The 17,621-nt window shown below is 42.3% G+C and carries 18 protein-coding genes and 1 pseudogene; 8 read left to right on the top strand and 11 right to left on the bottom strand.

All coding sequences use genetic code 11. The annotated features are described in order from the left end of the window. Positions 1–73 precede the first annotated feature (73 nt). From MUN89_RS06630 to MUN89_RS06605, 6 genes and pseudogenes are all read left to right on the top strand, one after another. Positions 74–1,809 (top strand): annotated as a pseudogene (locus tag MUN89_RS06630) (carbon starvation CstA family protein). Between the two features lie 63 nt (positions 1,810–1,872). After that, positions 1,873–2,250, top strand: a complete 378-nt coding sequence (locus tag MUN89_RS06625) for a hypothetical protein (RefSeq protein WP_244712406.1) — start codon at positions 1,873–1,875, stop codon at positions 2,248–2,250. A gap of 4 nt (positions 2,251–2,254) precedes the next feature. Further along, positions 2,255–2,521 carry a cory-CC-star protein gene (locus tag MUN89_RS06620; RefSeq protein WP_244712405.1) on the top strand — a complete coding sequence of 89 codons (267 nt, stop codon included), beginning with the start codon at positions 2,255–2,257 and terminating at the stop codon, positions 2,519–2,521. 11 nt (positions 2,522–2,532) lie between these two features. Further along, positions 2,533–3,480: an ArsA family ATPase gene (locus MUN89_RS06615; RefSeq protein WP_244712403.1), complete on the top strand. Its 948-nt coding sequence runs from the start codon at positions 2,533–2,535 to the stop codon at positions 3,478–3,480. Between the two features lie 121 nt (positions 3,481–3,601). Continuing rightward, positions 3,602–4,645 carry a sensor histidine kinase gene (locus MUN89_RS06610; RefSeq protein ID WP_244712402.1) on the top strand — a complete coding sequence of 348 codons (1,044 nt, stop codon included), beginning with the start codon at positions 3,602–3,604 and terminating at the stop codon, positions 4,643–4,645. 598 nt (positions 4,646–5,243) lie between these two features. After that, on the top strand, positions 5,244–7,085 hold the full coding sequence (locus MUN89_RS06605) for a putative bifunctional diguanylate cyclase/phosphodiesterase (protein WP_244712401.1): 1,842 nt from the start codon (positions 5,244–5,246) through the stop codon (positions 7,083–7,085). 17 nt (positions 7,086–7,102) lie between these two features. Here MUN89_RS06605 and MUN89_RS06600 read toward each other — a convergent pair whose 3' ends face one another. The 3 genes from MUN89_RS06600 to MUN89_RS06590 form a co-directional block, all read right to left on the bottom strand. Next, positions 7,103–7,975 (bottom strand): NAD(P)-dependent oxidoreductase, encoded by an 873-nt coding sequence (locus MUN89_RS06600; protein ID WP_244712400.1) that lies wholly within the window; start codon positions 7,973–7,975, stop codon positions 7,103–7,105. A gap of 127 nt (positions 7,976–8,102) precedes the next feature. Then, the gene (locus MUN89_RS06595) at positions 8,103–8,720 is read right to left on the bottom strand and encodes an HAD family hydrolase (RefSeq protein WP_244712399.1); all 618 of its coding nucleotides are present in this window, start codon (positions 8,718–8,720) and stop codon (positions 8,103–8,105) included. A gap of 123 nt (positions 8,721–8,843) precedes the next feature. After that, on the bottom strand, positions 8,844–9,833 hold the full coding sequence (locus MUN89_RS06590) for an ABC transporter substrate-binding protein (protein WP_244712398.1): 990 nt from the start codon (positions 9,831–9,833) through the stop codon (positions 8,844–8,846). A 230-nt stretch (positions 9,834–10,063) separates the two neighbouring features. Between MUN89_RS06590 and MUN89_RS06585 the strand changes: the two genes are divergently transcribed. Continuing rightward, positions 10,064–11,107: a FecCD family ABC transporter permease gene (locus MUN89_RS06585; protein WP_244712397.1), complete on the top strand. Its 1,044-nt coding sequence runs from the start codon at positions 10,064–10,066 to the stop codon at positions 11,105–11,107. After that, complete coding sequence (locus MUN89_RS06580; RefSeq protein ID WP_244712396.1) at positions 11,104–12,111, top strand: FecCD family ABC transporter permease; 1,008 nt, start codon at positions 11,104–11,106, stop codon at positions 12,109–12,111. The genes MUN89_RS06585 and MUN89_RS06580 overlap by 4 nt, the downstream gene beginning before the upstream one ends. Before the next feature lie 64 nt (positions 12,112–12,175). Here the strand turns inward: MUN89_RS06580 and MUN89_RS06575 are convergent, their stop codons facing one another. The 8 genes from MUN89_RS06575 to MUN89_RS06540 all read right to left on the bottom strand — a co-directional run bounded on the left by MUN89_RS06575 (position 12,176) and on the right by MUN89_RS06540 (position 17,610). Continuing rightward, a complete protein-coding gene (locus tag MUN89_RS06575) occupies positions 12,176–12,844 on the bottom strand; it encodes an HAD family hydrolase (protein WP_244713607.1) in 669 nt (222 codons plus the stop codon). Between the two features lie 97 nt (positions 12,845–12,941). Then, positions 12,942–13,859, bottom strand: a complete 918-nt coding sequence (locus MUN89_RS06570; protein WP_244712395.1) for a VOC family protein — start codon at positions 13,857–13,859, stop codon at positions 12,942–12,944. A 269-nt stretch (positions 13,860–14,128) separates the two neighbouring features. After that, positions 14,129–14,452 carry a hypothetical protein gene (locus tag MUN89_RS06565; protein WP_244712393.1) on the bottom strand — a complete coding sequence of 108 codons (324 nt, stop codon included), beginning with the start codon at positions 14,450–14,452 and terminating at the stop codon, positions 14,129–14,131. A gap of 175 nt (positions 14,453–14,627) precedes the next feature. Further along, a complete protein-coding gene (locus MUN89_RS06560; protein ID WP_244712391.1) occupies positions 14,628–15,065 on the bottom strand; it encodes a cell wall hydrolase in 438 nt (145 codons plus the stop codon). A 265-nt stretch (positions 15,066–15,330) separates the two neighbouring features. Next, positions 15,331–15,783 (bottom strand): helix-turn-helix domain-containing protein, encoded by a 453-nt coding sequence (locus MUN89_RS06555; protein ID WP_244712390.1) that lies wholly within the window; start codon positions 15,781–15,783, stop codon positions 15,331–15,333. A 205-nt stretch (positions 15,784–15,988) separates the two neighbouring features. Beyond that, the gene (locus tag MUN89_RS06550) at positions 15,989–16,600 is read right to left on the bottom strand and encodes a pyridoxamine 5'-phosphate oxidase family protein (RefSeq protein ID WP_244713605.1); all 612 of its coding nucleotides are present in this window, start codon (positions 16,598–16,600) and stop codon (positions 15,989–15,991) included. Between the two features lie 130 nt (positions 16,601–16,730). Continuing rightward, entirely contained in the window at positions 16,731–16,922 is a 192-nt protein-coding gene (locus MUN89_RS06545; protein ID WP_244712388.1) for a DUF6366 family protein, read from the bottom strand. Between the two features lie 64 nt (positions 16,923–16,986). Then, on the bottom strand, positions 16,987–17,610 hold the full coding sequence (locus MUN89_RS06540) for a DUF4166 domain-containing protein (protein ID WP_244712386.1): 624 nt from the start codon (positions 17,608–17,610) through the stop codon (positions 16,987–16,989). Positions 17,611–17,621: the final 11 nt, after the last annotated feature.

Raw genomic sequence — 17,621 nt, 5'->3', positions numbered from 1 at the left:
AAATTTTGTAGTATACTGTAAAGTGCGTGAAAGCGTATTCAGATTATTCCAGTAATTTAAGGAGGGAACCAACTTGAGTGGTATTTGGTTAGCCATAGCCGGAGGTATCGTATTTATACTCGGTTATAAGTATTATTCAAAATTTATCGCTGAAAAAATTTATCGGTTGGATCCAAATTATGTGACCCTGCCCATCAATACAAAGACGGGGTCGACTATGTTCCAACGAATAAGTTCGTACTCTGGGGGCACCATTTCACATCTGTAGCGGGGGCCGCTCCGATTGTAGGGCCAGCAATCGCTGTCTACTGGGGCTGGCTTCCGGCGTTGTTATGGGTACTTCTCGGAACTGTATTTGCAGCCGGTGTCCACGATTTCGGAACACTGGTGCTTTCGTTAAGAAATAAAGGACAATCTGTAGGAACACTGGCCAGCAAGCTGATCGGCCAGCGGGCAAAGGTCTTGTTTTTGTTTATTATCTTACTGCTTGTCCTCATGGTAAACGCTGTATTTGCCTGGGTTATTGCTAAGCTGTTTATCTCCTTCCCGGCAAGCGTTGTATCTGTCTTTATCCAGATTCCATTAGCGGTTTGGATCGGCTATACCGTGTACAAAAAGAAAGGCAGCATGCTGCTTCCTTCCATCGTTGCTCTAGGCGTGATGTATTTAGCAGCGATCATATCGAGCTATGTTCCTGCCCTGCAAATCGACTTAGTGAAATATTTTGGCGGTGAAGGGGCTACGTCGTTATTCGGTATGGATGCTACATCTTTAGCCTTCTTTGTATGGATCATTGTATTGATGGTCTACGTCTATATCGCTTCTACCCTGCCAGTATGGAAGCTTCTCCAGCCAAGGGATTATATTAACTCCCATCAGCTGGTGGTAGGTTTAGGTCTATTGTATTTAGGTCTTCTATTTACTAACCCTGAAGTTACCGCGCCCGTCCATAATGGCAATGCTGACACTTCCTGGTTTCCGCTCTTGTTTATTACGATCGCGTGCGGAGCGATCTCCGGTTTCCACGGACTCGTATCTTCCGGGACATCCTCCAAGCAATTGGATAATGAAAAAGATGCCCGGTTTGTCGGTTATTTAGGAGCTGTAGGAGAAGGGGCACTTGCGCTTGTTGCAATTATAGCCGTCATTACCTTTTTCCCTTCTGCATCGGAATTCAGCTCCACTTACAGCGGTTTTCAGGCAGCTAGTGATGCTGGACTTGGAGTATTTATCCAAGGGGCGGCTCAGCTTGCCGGTGGTTTAGGCATTCCGGCTACGGTTGCTTCTACCATCGTCTCTGTCATCGTCGTCAGCTTTGCTGCTACAACACTGGACTCTTCCGTTCGTCTAATGAGGTACATCATCGCTGAACTCGGAACGGAGTATAAAATCACACCACTTACGAAAACACATGTCGCCACAACGACTGCTGTCGTCTCAAGTGCGGCTCTCACTTTACTTCCTCAAGGTCCAAAAGGCTTTGGATCCGGCGGGTATTTACTCTGGCCGCTTTTTGGTACCTCCAACCAGCTGTTAGCTGGAATCAGTCTGCTGTTAATTTCGATCTGGCTGAAGCGGCAGGGACGTAATTACTGGCCTGCGATTGTCCCGATGGCCTTCCTGATGTTTATGACGTTATGGGCAATGATTTCCCAGGTCTTAACTACATGGGCGCCTTGGGCTGAAGGAAGCGACTGGCTGTTATTCAGCTTTGGTGCTTTGATTCTCGTATTTACGTTATGGATCCTGCTTACTGCGATTGCTGCCATTCGCAAAGGCGATACAGATGACGTGAGCAAAACAGCATAATCATGGAAAAAGTCGCACGGTGGCCGTGCGGCTTTCTCTCTCTTTTTTTCAGGAGGTGACCCTATGATCGAAGTAATGATTGTCAGACCTGAGAAAGAAATTGGCATGGGATGCTGCGGTGGAATATGCAGCGATCAGGATGGTCTCGTTAACATGGACAATGAGTTCAGCCACCACGATGACGACCGGAGTTATTTAGGAGAATTGTATTTACAGACAAAAGAAAAGTACGGTAGCCGTGTTCATGTAACGTTTGTAGATCCAAGGAACCTGCTTGCTATCTTTACGTACTTTCTCCTGGAAGTGAAAAAGCGGCACATTCCTTTCTCTGCTGCCTGCTTACGGTTCCTCAAGGATATTAAATACAACGCCATATTTATTAATGGCACTTTGGTCGATGAGCCCGACACGTATCATCACTACATCCAGGAAAGGCTGTGAGAAGATGACGAAGAAAAAGTTTCCGTTGAAGCGGCTGCTCGAATTTTACGATGAAGTACTGAGCCTTCCTCACCGCACAGAGGTGGCAAGAGAACTCCGTGATGAAGAAGATTTGTTTTTACTGCTTTTATATTCTGATATGCTCGGGATTCCAAATCCGGCTTTCTATTACACTCTTGAGTTATATCCGCATATCATCGAGAAATTTCACGAGTGGCACTTAAGAATGGGGATGGAAAAATCACCACTTGAGGGAATACGCTGCTGCTAAGGAGGAAGAGCATGGAACCGAAGCGAATTCTATTTGTCGGAGGAAAAGGCGGGGTAGGAAAGTCCACCACTTCCGCTGCCACCGCGACTGCATTAGCACGATCAGGAAAAAAAACGCTTATCGTATCTACTGATCCCGCCCATAACCTTGGCGACATTTTTCATAAAAAAGTCGGCCATGAAAAGACGAAGCTGGAAGACAAGCTATGGGGCATTGAAGTCGACCCCAGCCGCGAATCAAAGCGGTACATCCAAGGGGTCAAGGAAAATCTGCAGGGACTCGTTCAATCGAGGATGGTTGAGGAGGTCCACCGCCAAATCGATATGGCCAGTGCTTCCCCTGGTGCGGATGAAGCTGCCTTATTCGACCGGCTGACTTCTATCATTTTAGAGGAAGCAGATTCATTTGACCATATCGTATTTGATACCGCTCCCACAGGCCATACAATCAGGCTGTTGACTCTACCTGAATTGATGAGTGTCTGGATGGACGGCATGCTCGAACGAAGGAAGAAAATTAACGAAAACTACACGCAGCTGTTAAATGACGGGGAACCCGTCGATGATCCTATCTATGACATTTTACAAAAGAGAAAAGAAAAATTCGCTGCAGTCCGTGATATCGTCATGGACGAAGCTAAGACCGGTTTTCTATTTGTCCTCAACCCGGAACGCCTGCCGATCCTGGAAACCAAGAAAGCACTGGAGCAGCTGCACAATCACGGCTTGCACGTTCATACATTGGTAGTTAATAAAGTCCTTCCAGAAAACGCGGATGGGGATTTTCTTAAAAAACGCCGAATACAGGAAGAAAAATATTTAAATTTAATTAACCAAACCTTCCCGAAGCAGGAAACCATTCTTATTCCTCTTCAAGAAGAGGATATATCGACTGCTGAAACACTTTCTGCTTTTGCCGAACATGTACGCCCTTTATTAAACGAGCAGCAATCACAGTAGAGTCCCGTCATCCCAGACAGGACTCTATTTTTCTTTCTCCAATATATGTTACATTTAATAGACGCTTCCAATTCAAATGGTATATGATGAAAGTACAAGATATATAAAGGGCGAAATTGTCGTGATTCGCAAGCGCTTAATTGGATTTACTTTTCTTATCATTTTCGCAGTCCTCCTGCTCTATGGAGCTGCTGAATACATAATCAGTTACTTTTCGTTTAACATGGATGAAAACCTCATTCGAATAGGTGCCCTGGCTATTATTCTATTGTTAGTAGTCTCCACCGTCATGCATTACGTATCAAAAGGGATCACCCTTCCTCTTCATAAACTGCTGCGATCAGCAAATGAAATGAACAGCGGCGATACATCAGCTCCTATTGAACGCTTCCGGAGAGATGAAATCGGTAAACTTGCAGAAGCCTTTGAAACCATGCGGATCCATGTCAATGAATCGAAGCAGCTGCAAGCGCAATATGAAGAAAACCGTAAAAAACTGATGCAAAATATGTCCAGAGACTTAAAAAGACCGCTCACTTCTATTAAGGGCTGTGCGGAAGAATTACGGGAGTGGGAGGATCATACAGAGGAAGAAATGCACAGGAGCGTCCAGACGATCCATACGAAAGCCCTCGTTTTAGATAAGCTGGTTAATGATTTATTTATGTTCTCGCAGCTGGACTTAGGGAAGCTCGTCTTTCATTACAAGCAAATCAATCTACGAAGCTTTTTCATCGATATTATGGAAGAATTTGAAAAGGAATGGGAAGAGGTTTCCTTTACTTTTACTGCAGACCAAAGCCAATCCTACCAGACCCGTATAGATCCTGAGCAAATGAGAAAAGTATTTATCAATGTATTAGATAACAGTCTTAAATACAATGATAAGCAGGATAAAGAAATAGAAATTGCCATCGAAGACAAAAAATCGGAAATCATTGTAAGCATAAAAGACAACGGTCCAGGGATTCTTGATCAGGATTTCCCGCATATTTTCGAACATTTCTACCGCGCAGATATGGCCCGTGAAGCCGCTCCAAGCGGCAGCGGTCTTGGTCTGCCTGTTGCCAAAAGGATTGTGGAACAGCACGACGGAAAGATCGATGTAAAAACCCGCAAAGGCCATTCCACCACCGTGATGCTTACACTTCCAAAAGCAGACTAATAAAAAATGCCGGCACCAGCCAGCACGCAGAAACATGTATTAAACAAGATGGATGAGCTCATGTATGATTTTGAACCAGCCAGCAAAAGAACACCATAACGGAATACTAAGAAGGAGTGCCCACCGGAAACCAGTTATAAAATCATTTTCTTTTACCAATCGGATGACCTCCATTCATTCTGTTGCTCTCTATCATGCCATAAAAGCTTCCTGACGTATGTATGCCATACGTCAGGATTTTTTTACATGAATAACCGCGCCGTCATGCCCCTGTTTACAAAAAACGAAAGAGGATCATCGGGAAGGAAGACGAATCTCCCACATTCATAAAACATGCTGAAATCTACCTCTCCATAAAACAGGTCTATAAACCTACCATTAATTCAAAATTTGACAATTAAAATGCACAAATAATGAATTAAAAACCCTCTATATCGATAATAAGAGCGCATACATGAGTTCGACAAATTCATTGATAAATTTTTGTAAAAATACAACTTTCCTCCTCATTCCCCCTTTACGATCTAGTCATTATGGTACAATAGATATGCATTTTACAGATATATAAAATCGACGTAGTTCACAGAGGAGAATACTAGTGAAATTTATTGGCCAGCTTCTATTCCCACTGGTTGTACTTGCTTCTCACATCGTAATCATTTTAGAAGCAGATTCAACAAAAGATTATTTGTCTATTTTCTTAACTATACTGCTTGCATGGTTTATCGGGTTTGTTATTGATAAATACAGAGCCTCCAACAAGCAGCTCGTGATCAGCCAGAATCATACTCATCAATTTAAGCAGGGTCTGCAGTCCACGCTCGATGGAATTGCCATTTCGGACCATCGAGGAGATTTCGAATTCATTAATGATTCGTATTACAAGATGTATCAATACCGGGAAGGCGAACTGACAAAATGGACACAATGCTATGACGCCAGCATGATCGAATGGATCGAAGCCAACGCCCTGCCGCTTTTCTTGGAAAATGGTTATTGGAAAGGAGAATTACAAGGAAGAAGGAAAGACGGTTCACTATTTCCACAGGAAATGTCCATCTCCAGAATCCAAGAGAGCAATAAAATTATTTGTGTCGTGCGGGATGCAACTGAAAAAAGATCCAATGAACAATTAATTGAACGTATGGCGTTGCATAACGATATGACCGATCTTCCAAACCGACGATCTCTGCTCAACACCATCAACGACAAGATCATGCGAGCACAGCGGTTTTCACTGATCTTTATTGACCTCGACCGTTTCAAAACGGTCAATGATACATTTGGCCATCATACAGGGGATGAAGTGATTAAAGAAATCGGCCGACGGTTCACACCATTCGAGAATGAGGCCACCACCGCTTTTCATTTGGACGGGGATGAATTTGTTCTATTAAAAGAGCTGACGGCCAAGGACAGAGTTTCTGATTTCGTCGAACAAGTCTTACATCATATTCAGCAGCCGATTGCTATCGGAAGAAATGAAGTAACCATTACAGCAAGTCTTGGGATCACTCATTATCCAGAGCACGCTGCTGATATGGAGCACTTATTGAAATATGCGGACTTCACGATGTACCACATTAAGCAGCAAGGAAAAAATAGTTATCAATTTTATAATGATGAAGTCAAAGCTATTTTTGAAAGAAAGGTTCTGCTTGAAAAAGAATTAAAGAAAGCCCTGCAGAATGAGGAACTCTACCTTACTTACCAGCCTAAGTTTGATTTAACGACTCACGAAATGGTAGGATATGAAGCTTTAATCCGCTGGAATAATCCACATTTAGGACAAGTATCACCAGCAGAATTTATTCCTCTCGCTGAAGAAACCAGTCTTATTGTAGAAATTGGAGAATGGGTAATTGAAAATGTACTTCAGCAATTATCCCACTGGAAGCAAAAAGGCCATCCCCTTTTGAAAGTTTCCATTAATATCTCAAACATCCAAATTAAGCACGAACAATTCCTTGATACGTTAACGTTCTATATGCAAGAGCACAATATCGCACCACCATACATTGAACTGGAAATTACCGAAAGCCTGACCTCTGATGATAAGAAAACAATCCCGCTGCTGGAAGCGATTAAGTCACACGGTGTCGGGTTGTCCATTGATGACTTTGGCACAGGGTATTCCTCCCTTCATGCTTTAAATCATCTGCCGATTGATACGTTGAAAATTGACCGCTCCTTCGTTAAGGATATGGAAACGACCAAATATGGCACAGATATCCTAAAGAGTATGATCGATATCGGCAAGAACTTAAAGCTCGATATTATTGTAGAGGGAATTGAAAAAGAGGAACATGTACTGCTATTGAAAAAGCTGGGCTGCCGGACGGCTCAAGGGTATTATTTCAGCAAGCCGCTCCTTCCGTCAGAAATCGAAGAGTATTTCTTAAAGAAAATGCCCGTAGCTGTAAACAGGCCCTCCCATTAGAAAGGAGGGCCTGTTTTTTATTGATAATATTTATACAGGGCTTGCGTTCCGCTGTCAGCTTCACCGTCTACAGCAATTCGATCATACATTTGCTTCGCAAGCTTCAATCCTGGAAGATGCAGGTCCATCTTTTCTGCGGATTCCAGGGCGATTCCCATATCTTTAATAAAATGCTTTACAAAGAATCCTGGAGAAAAATCCCTCTTGATTACTCGAGGCGTTAAGTTTGATAAGGACCAGCTGCCGGCTGCTCCTCCACTAATGCTTTCAAGTACGGTATCGGGATCAAGACCCGCTTTTTCAGCATAAACAAGCGCTTCCGTTACCCCAATCATATTGGTGGCAATCGCAATTTGGTTACACATTTTTGTGTATTGTCCAGCCCCGGCCGGACCTTGGAGCACAATTTGTCCGCCGAGAATCTCAAATAAACTGCGAACATGATTGAAATCCTTTTCCTCGCCACCGACCATAATGGAAAGCTTACCGTTTTTCGCACCAATATCACCGCCAGATACCGGGGCATCAAGCACATGGACGTCTCTTTCCCCTGCCAGATCGGCTATTTCTCTTGCTAAGTCGGGAGAAGAAGTAGTCATATCGATAAGATACGTAGACGGCCTCACATTTGCGATCAGTCCATCTTCACCAAAGTAAACCTCTTCCACATCCTGCGGGTAACCGACCATAGTAATTACGATATCTGATGCTTGAGCCAGGCTTTTTACGCTGTCCTTCCATTCAGCTCCAATCGCAAGTAATTCCTCTGCTTTCGAGTATGTACGTGTGTAGATGTTCATCGGATAGTCAGCTTCGATCAACCTCCGAGCCATGCTTTTTCCCATTACGCCGGTACCTACAAATCCTATAGTTGGCTTTGCTTCACTCATTTCTATCCTCTCCTTTTCTATATTACCGCTGCTATTACTTTTCTTCCCTGTACCCTTCATTTTAAAAACCGTTTCTCTTCTGTTTCAAATGCAATCCTATCTAAAGAAACATAAATAAATTAGTTTCTTAAACCCATTTCAAAAGGTCCTCAAACGCTTCGATTTGCTGAACAGGAGCTTCCACCTGTCCAAAGCCATATGCTGCATATACAAACGGAATTCCTGCATAGGCTGCTGCTTGTAAGTCTCCATCTGTATCCCCGACATATACGGGCGACTTCAGAGAGTTTCTTTCTATGATTAGAGCGATATTTTTTCCTTTTGAAAGGCCGGTTCTCCCCGGATTTTCATAATCAATAAAGTAACCATCCAAGCTGTGAAACTGGTAAAACGATTCTATATACCCATCCTGGCAGTTGCTAACTATAAAAAGCTTATATTTCTTAGAAAGTTCAGCAAGTACATTTTCTACATTAGGAAACAGCCTCCCTCCGTGGTTCTCAATGTGCTCCTGCTCTTTTTCAAAGCACTCTTCAAGCAATTGGTCACCTTCATGTTTGCTTAAATGGGGAAATAATTGGGCAGCAATCTCTTCTTTCTGCTTACCCATCACAGCTTCTAAATCCTCCCGTCTCAGTTCTTTCCCCTTACCTTTATGATCAATGATGACTTGATTCCAAGCCTTGAGAACCGTGTCGATCGGATCCCAGATGGTGCCGTCTAAATCAAAAATAATGCTGTCCATGAGCTTCTTTCACTCCCTTTTCCTTTTAATCTTAATGATATCAATTCCTCTAATGAATTACTTGTCACGGACATCATTCCAACAAAAAAATGCCCCTGTCCTTCAGGGCACTCATTCAAAAGTTTATTTAATTAAGCTTTCATTAATATCCTCAAGCATTTTCGTATTTGCAATTGGTCCCGTATACAGCCAGCTGGAATCCGCTGCTGCGTATTCATACACATTTCCCTTCTTCACAGCCGGGATGTTCTGCCAGATGTCATCCTGGAGCATTTTCGCTTCTTTCCCATCACTATTAATGAGGAAGATATGATCTGCATCGAGTTGAGCTAGTTTTTCAAGGGAGATTTCCGACCAGTTGGATTTTGAACTGCCGGATATTTCTTTCACTACATTTGGTTCAGGAACTTCGAGATCATTGTAAAGGACATCTCCACTTGATAACTGATCGTTAACGACATAAAAAGTGTTTCCAACGAGCCAGATCGCTGCGATGGATTCGTCGCCGACAGCATCTTTGAGATCTTTTTTCGTTTCGTCTACTTTTTGTTCATAGTCTTCCAATACCTTCGATGCTTTATCTTCCTCGCCAAACACTTTCCCGATTGTTTTCAATTCCTCTCTCCAGTCGTTGTTTTCAGCTTTTCCCACCACATAAGTAGGTGCTATTCTGGAGTATTGTTCATATTTATTGCCTTCTACCATACCGGCGGAATCCATAAGTAATAAATCCGGTTTAAAGCTCGCCACAGTCTCTAATGGCAGGTCGTGAGGGATCGTTGGTACATCTTTGAGAGAGTCTTGTAAATAGCCTTGGACTGAGGCACCATCCTGAACGGACCACTGGGCAGCAGGAGTGATGTCCAGCGCAACTAAATAGTCTTCTAAATAGGAGGCGATCACTCGCTTCGGCTCTTCGGGAATGGTAACTTCATGGCCCATTGCGTCGGTCAGGGTACGCTCTCCGCCTGCATTTTCATCTCCACTTTCCTCTGCAGACTGCTGATCATCTTGATCACTTTTTGACTCTTCTTTGTCACCGCCGCATGCCGTTACAAGAAATAACAGGCCGAATATAGAAAGGGTTATGTAAAGATAACGTAGTTTTTTCATGCATTCTTTTCCTCCAAATCATTTTGAATTGAACATATAGATGATAACAATTCTCATTTTCAATTACAAGTCTTTTAAATTTTAATAACGAATTCTTTTCATGATCTTCCTTGCTGAATCTTTCACAGATATTTGCCGAAAAATGACTAGTGTAATACAATGATAATGTTTCTCAGCGAAAGTGACTAGGTACATAGTCTTTAAATAGACAGGGAAGGAGATTGTTGCCCATGTCCAGCCGGCCGAAGCAGAATGAAAAGAAAAACGGCACGAATTATCAAACCCTAATGGCAGCACTCATCTTAACAGCAGGCTTGGCCTTGCTGATTATTTCAATGGCTGTTTCCATCATGTATGGAGCAGCAGATATAGATTTCCGTACGATATGGGAAAGCCTTATGGATTTTAATGGATCCTCGTCTTCTCACCAAATTATTAGGAACTTACGGATACCCAGAGCTTTAGCAGGAGCGATTATCGGTGCTGCTTTAGCGATGTCCGGTGCGATTATGCAGGGGATGACGAGAAATGCCCTTGCTTCTCCTTCCATTATGGGAGTTACAGCAGGAGCGATGTTTACAATGGCTATCGTTTTGGCCATCTTCCCATCTGCTTCGCGCATGACAATGATGCTATTTGCTTTTGCGGGTGCCGGGGTAGGAACCGGTATGGTATTTCTTGTCGGAACGATCTCGAAATCAGGACTTACTCCAGTTAAGCTTGCCCTGGCTGGTACGGCTGTAACTGCTCTTTTCACCTCGATTTCAACGGCGATTACAATTCACTATAATATTGCCAAGGACATCAGCTTTTGGTACGCAGGCGGACTTTCCAGCATTCAATGGGTACACATTAAACTGCTTGCTCCAGTCGCTATCGTTGGATTTCTAGTTGCCCTATTATTAGGAAAATCCATTTCAGCGCTTAACCTCGGAGAGGATGTCGCGAAAGGGTTAGGCCAGCAGACAAAAGTAACGAAATTCATTGGCACGATCGTTGTCTTACTACTTACAGGTGCCTCCGTATCGGTGGCTGGAACGATTGGTTTCATCGGGCTGGTGATTCCTCATATCACACGGTTTCTCGTCGGCTCTGATTATCGGATTCTCATTCCTTGCTCGGCTGTTCTTGGAGGCATTTTGCTCGTCATCGCTGATACAGTCTCACGAATGATCAATCCCCCATTTGAAACGCCCGTCGGCACAGTGACAGCTCTCATTGGTGTTCCTTTCTTTCTCTATTTAGCAAGAAATGATGGGAGGACTCCGTCATGAAGTCTTACGCGAAGAAAAATTGGTCGATAGCAATCATTCTCATCATCGCCATTGCAGCCGCACTATTAATCAGCTTAAATACAGGGGTGATTAAGATTAGTCCCCTGGAAGTTTTTCAGACCATTACCGGCAATGGAAGCGGCCAAAACAGTATGGTCTTAATCCACTTCCGCTTACCACGAATGGTGATGGCTCTGTTAATAGGAGCGGGGATGGCTCTATCAGGAGCTATTCTGCAAAGTGTCACGCAAAATGATCTGGCTGATCCAGGGATAATAGGAATTAACGCAGGTGCAGGGTGTTCAGTGATCTTATATATTTATTTCTTCCAGGATCAGATGGCAGCAAGCTCTGACTTTTCAGTATTTTTTATGCCGCTTGCTTCCCTTGTCGGTTCTACCATTGCCGCTGTGCTCATTTATGCAATTTCCTGGAAAGACGGCGTATCGCCGATGCGTCTCATCCTGGTTGGAATCGGAATTAACAGCGCTTTTTCAGCATTGATCATCATCTTTCAGTTAAAAATGGATCCTAAAGATTTTACAAGAGCTACGATTTGGCTGAACGGCAGCATCTCAGGTACCGATTGGACCTATGTGCTGACGCTGTTACCGTGGATCTTAATCCTAGTCCCCCTCACCTTTATGAAAGCGGGAACTTTAAATTCCATTCATTTCGGAGATGATGTAGCAGCAGGCTTGGGCACGCACGTAGAAAGAGAAAGAAGAATTCTCCTCCTCATTGCTGTAGCGCTTGCTGGTGCAAGTGTATCGGTAGGGGGCGGAATCGCTTTTCTTGGGTTAGTCGTTCCTCATTTAGCACGGAAACTCGTCGGCCCGATGCATGGGGCTTCGCTGCCTATCACCGCTCTGTTAGGGGCTTTACTTCTTCTAGTGGCCGACACGATTGGTCGAAATATCCTGGCTCCCTCTGAGATTCCAGTCGGAGTTGTCGTTTCTGTCGTTGGAGGGGTGTACTTTCTTTACTTATTAATGAAATCGTAAATGAAGCAGGCTGTCCCTTGCGGGTTTGGACAGCCTGCTTCTTTAATGATCTCCTGCTGTTTTCTTAAATATTATCGAAAGAACAAATTATTTCTGGCAGTTCTTCTAATTGATCAATCACAGCCGCTCCCTTTACACCGCCCCATTGAGCATTCCTTTTCCAAACTGCCTTCATTCCAACAGCTTGGGACGCTTTCACATCATTATCAACGTGGTCACCTATGAACACACATTCTTCTGGGTAGACATTAAGCTTTTCCGCAGCCCTTTTAAAAATAACTGGATCCGGCTTTTTAACTCCTTCCCATTCCGATATAAGAATAGTGTCCAAGTATTTGTCTATTTGTAACATCTCGATATTGTCCATTTGAAACTGCCCTTTTCCATTGGTAATCATCCCAATAAGCAAGTTTTGCTGCTTCAATTCTTCCAACACCTGCAGATGATTAGAAAAAGCTACGCAGCTTTGTTTGAAATGAAATACGTAATCCTTTAATAACTCTTCCCAGTTAATTCCGTGGATAGAAAATTCACGTATTAATTGTTTATACACGTTGTCCTTCCATTCATAGCCATGATGATCTAATTCAATAAACCTTTGTATGTATTGCTCTCGAGGAATATGAAAAAGCCATTGATTCAGACGTTCATACTGCCTGTAGATAAATACTTTTACAGACTCATCTCGATTGAGTAAAGTTCCGTCTAAATCAAAAATGATTGCTCTTATAATGTTCATCACTCCTTACTCACTTGTTTCCACATTCTTATTCAAAAATAAGAACGGTTATCCTCTAACGCAGCCATAGACAACCGTTCCATCTGATTGTTTAATTTTCTTCGTAAACGGCCTGTAATTCTGCCAGGTCAAGCTTTTTCATTTTTAATACTGCCTGATTTACACGCCCGATTTGCTCTGGGGTTCCACAACTCATCATCTCATCCATTTGTTTCGGCACGATCTGCCAGGACAATCCATACTTATCCTTCAGCCAGCCGCACTGCTCAGATTCAGGAACCGCTGACAGCTTCTCCCAATAATAATTGATCTCCTCCTGGTTATCACAATAGACCATAAATGAAACTGCCTCATTGAAACGGAACTGATGCTCTCCCGCACTGTCCATTGCCGCAAACCATTGATTCTCAAGCATGAAATCTGAATACATGACAGCCCCTTTATTATCTGGTTCCACCTCTTTAGGGTAGCGTACCATTTGACCGAGCTCAGAATGTTTAAATGCGGATAAATAAAAATGAATAGCTGCTTCTGCTCTGCCGTATTTATCACCTGTAAACATAAGTGACGGCACGAGGGGTGGCCACTCTTCTCTTTCTGGATTAGTAAGCATTAACTGCCACGATAAACCATATTTATCCTGAATCCAGCCATACCGATCACTAAAGGGATACGTATCAAGGGGCATCAACACTGTACCCCCTTCGGACAATCTGCTCCACATTTCATTTAATTTTTCTCCGGCATCTTTTTCTCGCGACGAGTCAAAATGAACCATGAACGACAAGGAAGGATTAAACTTGAAGAACGGTCCTGCACTGATTGCCATAAATTTCCGTCCCCATAGCTCGAACGAGATTAAATCGCAATCCCCAGATGGCGTATCTTGAAGTGTAGTTTCATACATAATTCCCGAGTTCGGAAAAATAGAAGTATAGAACGCTGCTGCTTCTTTTGCCTCCTTGTCATACCACAGGTGCGGAACGAGAGTTTGATTGGTCATAGTCATCCTCCTGATTGAAGAATTATTATGATATCGTCAGCATTTTTTTGGATTTCACATTCCAGCTGCATAAGTTGTAACATCCGTCTTTACTTTAATTCTTCGACAAGCGTTTCTACTACCCCTGCACATAAAAGAGGTTTAAACATGCAAGCAAAGTACCTTGCCACAGCTAAAATAACGAAAACACAAAAAAGACGAGTACCCTTAATTGGAGTCATCGTCCTTATAAAGGCTTTATTAAGATCCAGGCCGCCATTAATATAGTGAATACTTTAATTCTTATAGTAGCGAAGGTAATTGTAATTCGAGGTTGGAACCTTCTTCGTAATCGTTCCATTGGTGTCTTTATAAATCTCGTATTCTCGATAAGTCTCAACGATATAATCTCCAACTTGGTCTTTTCTTTCCAAATACATCTCTAGAGAAGAATAGTGGGAAGGAGTATCCTGAGGAGCAAAAACCTCCTCAGCTTCCGCATTATTCGGACTAACAGAAAAAACGGCTGTTTCATAAAGATCAGTAATTTGCGGAGAATCAACAAATCCAACGAGAAGAAACACGGCAAGTAAAACGATAAAGGAACTCATTTTTTTCATTGAACCTACTCCTCTTAAAGACTATCTTTATTTTCAAGGGTATGTAAGTGAAAAAGTATTTTCGTTTGCCAGCTGAAGTTCGTGAAGGTTGTCCTGCTATGAACCACGCTTTTTTTAATACTCGACTTCTAAAAAGGGAACTTATAACTAGAGGGAGTTCCCTTTTTAATAAGAATCAAGTATATACACTGGCACATGTTCCAGCTTGCGGTTCATAATAACAATGATTTTTAAATTGACCAGCAAAGGGCTGACCGTACCAAGTAGAAGGACAGGGACCGTATGGATTGAAATACCAAAGAGAATATCTCGCCGGCTGCTGTCTCCAATACTTTAAATTTTTTCGTGCCAGCCTTTTCTCCGCAGACCTCGCCCTGTTATAAAAAACATTCCCCTTTTGTACGGCTTCAAAAGAATAATTCCCGCCTTGAACTTGATAAATGACTTCCGGGATTGTTCTTACATCGGTAAAGTCCAAACAACTCGCCCGGGCACGGTTTACGATGACATTCCCTACAAACAGCATTCCCAGTTTTCCTTCACCTTCGGCTTCTGCCCTCATCATCCTTGCCATTAAGGCAACGTCAGATTCTTTATATTTTACTCTTGGCATTTTTTCACCTCAGAACATTGTATGAAAAAAGCCTGATATCATGTCATCATTATAGGGATACAGTATTCATACCCAGCTAATCCTGTCTTCCAATGAGTTACTGAAATCATTTTTTACCTTTTTAAGAATCTATTGCATCCTAATAAATACGTTCCTCGTCTAAAGTATGGAGAGGGGAATGTTGAATGGAGATAGAGAAAAGTTTTATGAATGACCCTGATTAATTAAACAATAAAGAAAAGCTGAATTGGCTGATGGATAACCTTTAAACCTCTTTATATTTGCCCTTAACCATTTCAGAACCAATACCTGCACCGATCATTAAAATTAAAGGACCGAAATTCCAAAAGAAAGAACCTCCAAAAAAGGCAAAATCTAAGGAAGTAAATTTATTTAGAAGAATAAAGACGATCTTAACAAGTAATAGGACAGCGCCGATTAAAAATAAAGAATCAAACGTAAATTTTAAGTTTGGATAGGCTGGCTGCCTGCTGTCTCTAATTACTTTTTCCGTCAATTCTTCATCGCTCCTTAATAATTCATCAATGGTCACCCCAAACAGATCACTGACTTTAATAATAATATCGATACCGGGATAATTCTGGCCATTCTCCCATTTAGAGACGGACTGACGGCTTACAAACAGCTTCTCAGCTAATTCATCCTGAGACCATCCCTTTTTCTTTCTCTCACTTTTCAATTTTTCACCGAAATACAATGTTTATCTCTCCTCACTGTGCCCTTGTATAAACAAGTATTGTTTAAACGAGCAGGAAAAGTAAAGATAACTGTAGTTGCCATGTCCGCAACCCCTAGTTGCTGCGTTGAAATCCTTAATATAATCAAGCTTATTGTATGTACGATCTTTCTTATGAAGGAAAGGTGCATGAGCATAACGTTAAAATCATCTTATACTGCCGAGTCTAATAAAGTCGGTGAATATACCCTTCTTTAAGTCTTTTCTCTATGGAAGCTTCTGTAACCTCCTGCATATTAGCGTGTGCTGCCATAATTTTAGGTGCAGACGGCAGCTCTTCTTTCTTTAACCAGTGCTCCGGCTCCCAAAGTTTTGAGCGTTTGAACGCTTTCCCGCAATGGATAAAACATTCGTTCACCTCTACGCCTATTCCTAATACCGGGGCCTTTCCTTGAACTTTCATTTCTTCTAAATAGGCTTTGTCTTTCGTTATGTAGGCCTGGCCATTTACTCTTAATGTTTCTCCCATGCCGGGAATGATGAAAAGCAGACCAACAGCTGGCTGGGTCAGAATATTTTGGATGGAATCCAATCGTTTATTCCCCCGCCTTTCAGGAATAATTAATCGATTTGAATCGATGATATGCACAAACCCCGGATGGTCTCCTCTCGGGGATGCATCACATGCGCCCCATTGGTCCATAGTAGAGAGAACTAAGAAAGGAGATTGCTTAATAAACTGCCTACTGTTTTCATCTAAATGAGAGATCACTTTATTCTTAGCCAGCTCACCTGCCTCTCCTATGATTTCTCGTAACTCAGATACTGTTCGAACGATTTATTAAAAGGAAGCTTACTTACCAATCCATCCACTCCTCTAGTATTATGAAGATCCCCCTCGCTAACGATCATAAAGGAGATGCCACGGCCTTTCACCAGATTCATATTTATTGAATAACTAATGGTCGTTAAAAAGCAAAAAGTACAATCAGGAATAACACGATGATTATTAAAATAATCACCCCTGTACTCTTCCACCCTAAACCACCCACCAGATCCTGCAACCCGCCGCCGTTATAAGCACTCGAAGAATTTTTTCTTAAATCCTGCTGGCGCAATCTTTCTCTTCTATCTTCCGGTGATTCATTCTTTCTACTCAACTTAAACCTCCTTAAAGTGTAGAGAAAAGCTAGAGTCGTTCACACGATCACGGTGAGAACGCATTTAATTCTCATCTAACTCATCTTGTTTAAACTCGCCTTCGTAATAAAAAACCCAACCGACAAGTGGATTTTTCACTCCTACAGTTATTTGAAAAACACCTTTTTCTTCGGAGTAGCTTTCATTTATTACAGCTAATCCCTGCAGGAACCGGGGGAGAGAAATTTCCCGTTTTCCGAAAACGAGTCGCTGCCCTTTTGATTCAATTCTCAAGCTTCTATTTTCTTCATCTATTTTTAAGACGAGATCTGAATAAAAAAGGGGAGGTTCACCTAAATAATCTTTAATTACATTTTGCGATTGGTCAAAACTCATTAAAGCATTAAAATACCGTCGTTTCCCTTTAAAATAAAAGATCCGTTCCCAGTGAACTTGTCTCTCACCATTCTCTCCACATCTAGATGTGTTTGTTATCGTAAATGGAATATTCTCTCCGCTCTCAGGGAATAAAAGCTTCCACTTAGCTCCCAAGTAGAACATTGGATACAACCACTTTGGTCCACCCTTTATTTTTTTCATCACTCCGGAGCCGGAAAAAGTACCGCTGGATAACAATTCATACTTGTGTTGAAGCATAGGATGTAAGTGATAAAATTCCTTGCCTAATACACGTTTATAGATCGACATATGAACTCTCC

It is taken from the genome of Halobacillus salinarum (assembly GCF_022919095.1).
GTDB classification, from domain to species: Bacteria; Bacillota; Bacilli; order Bacillales; family Halobacillaceae; genus Halobacillus_B; species Halobacillus_B salinarum.
Note: the sequence above shows the minus strand (reverse complement) of the source record. Positions and strands in the feature narration are given on the sequence as shown.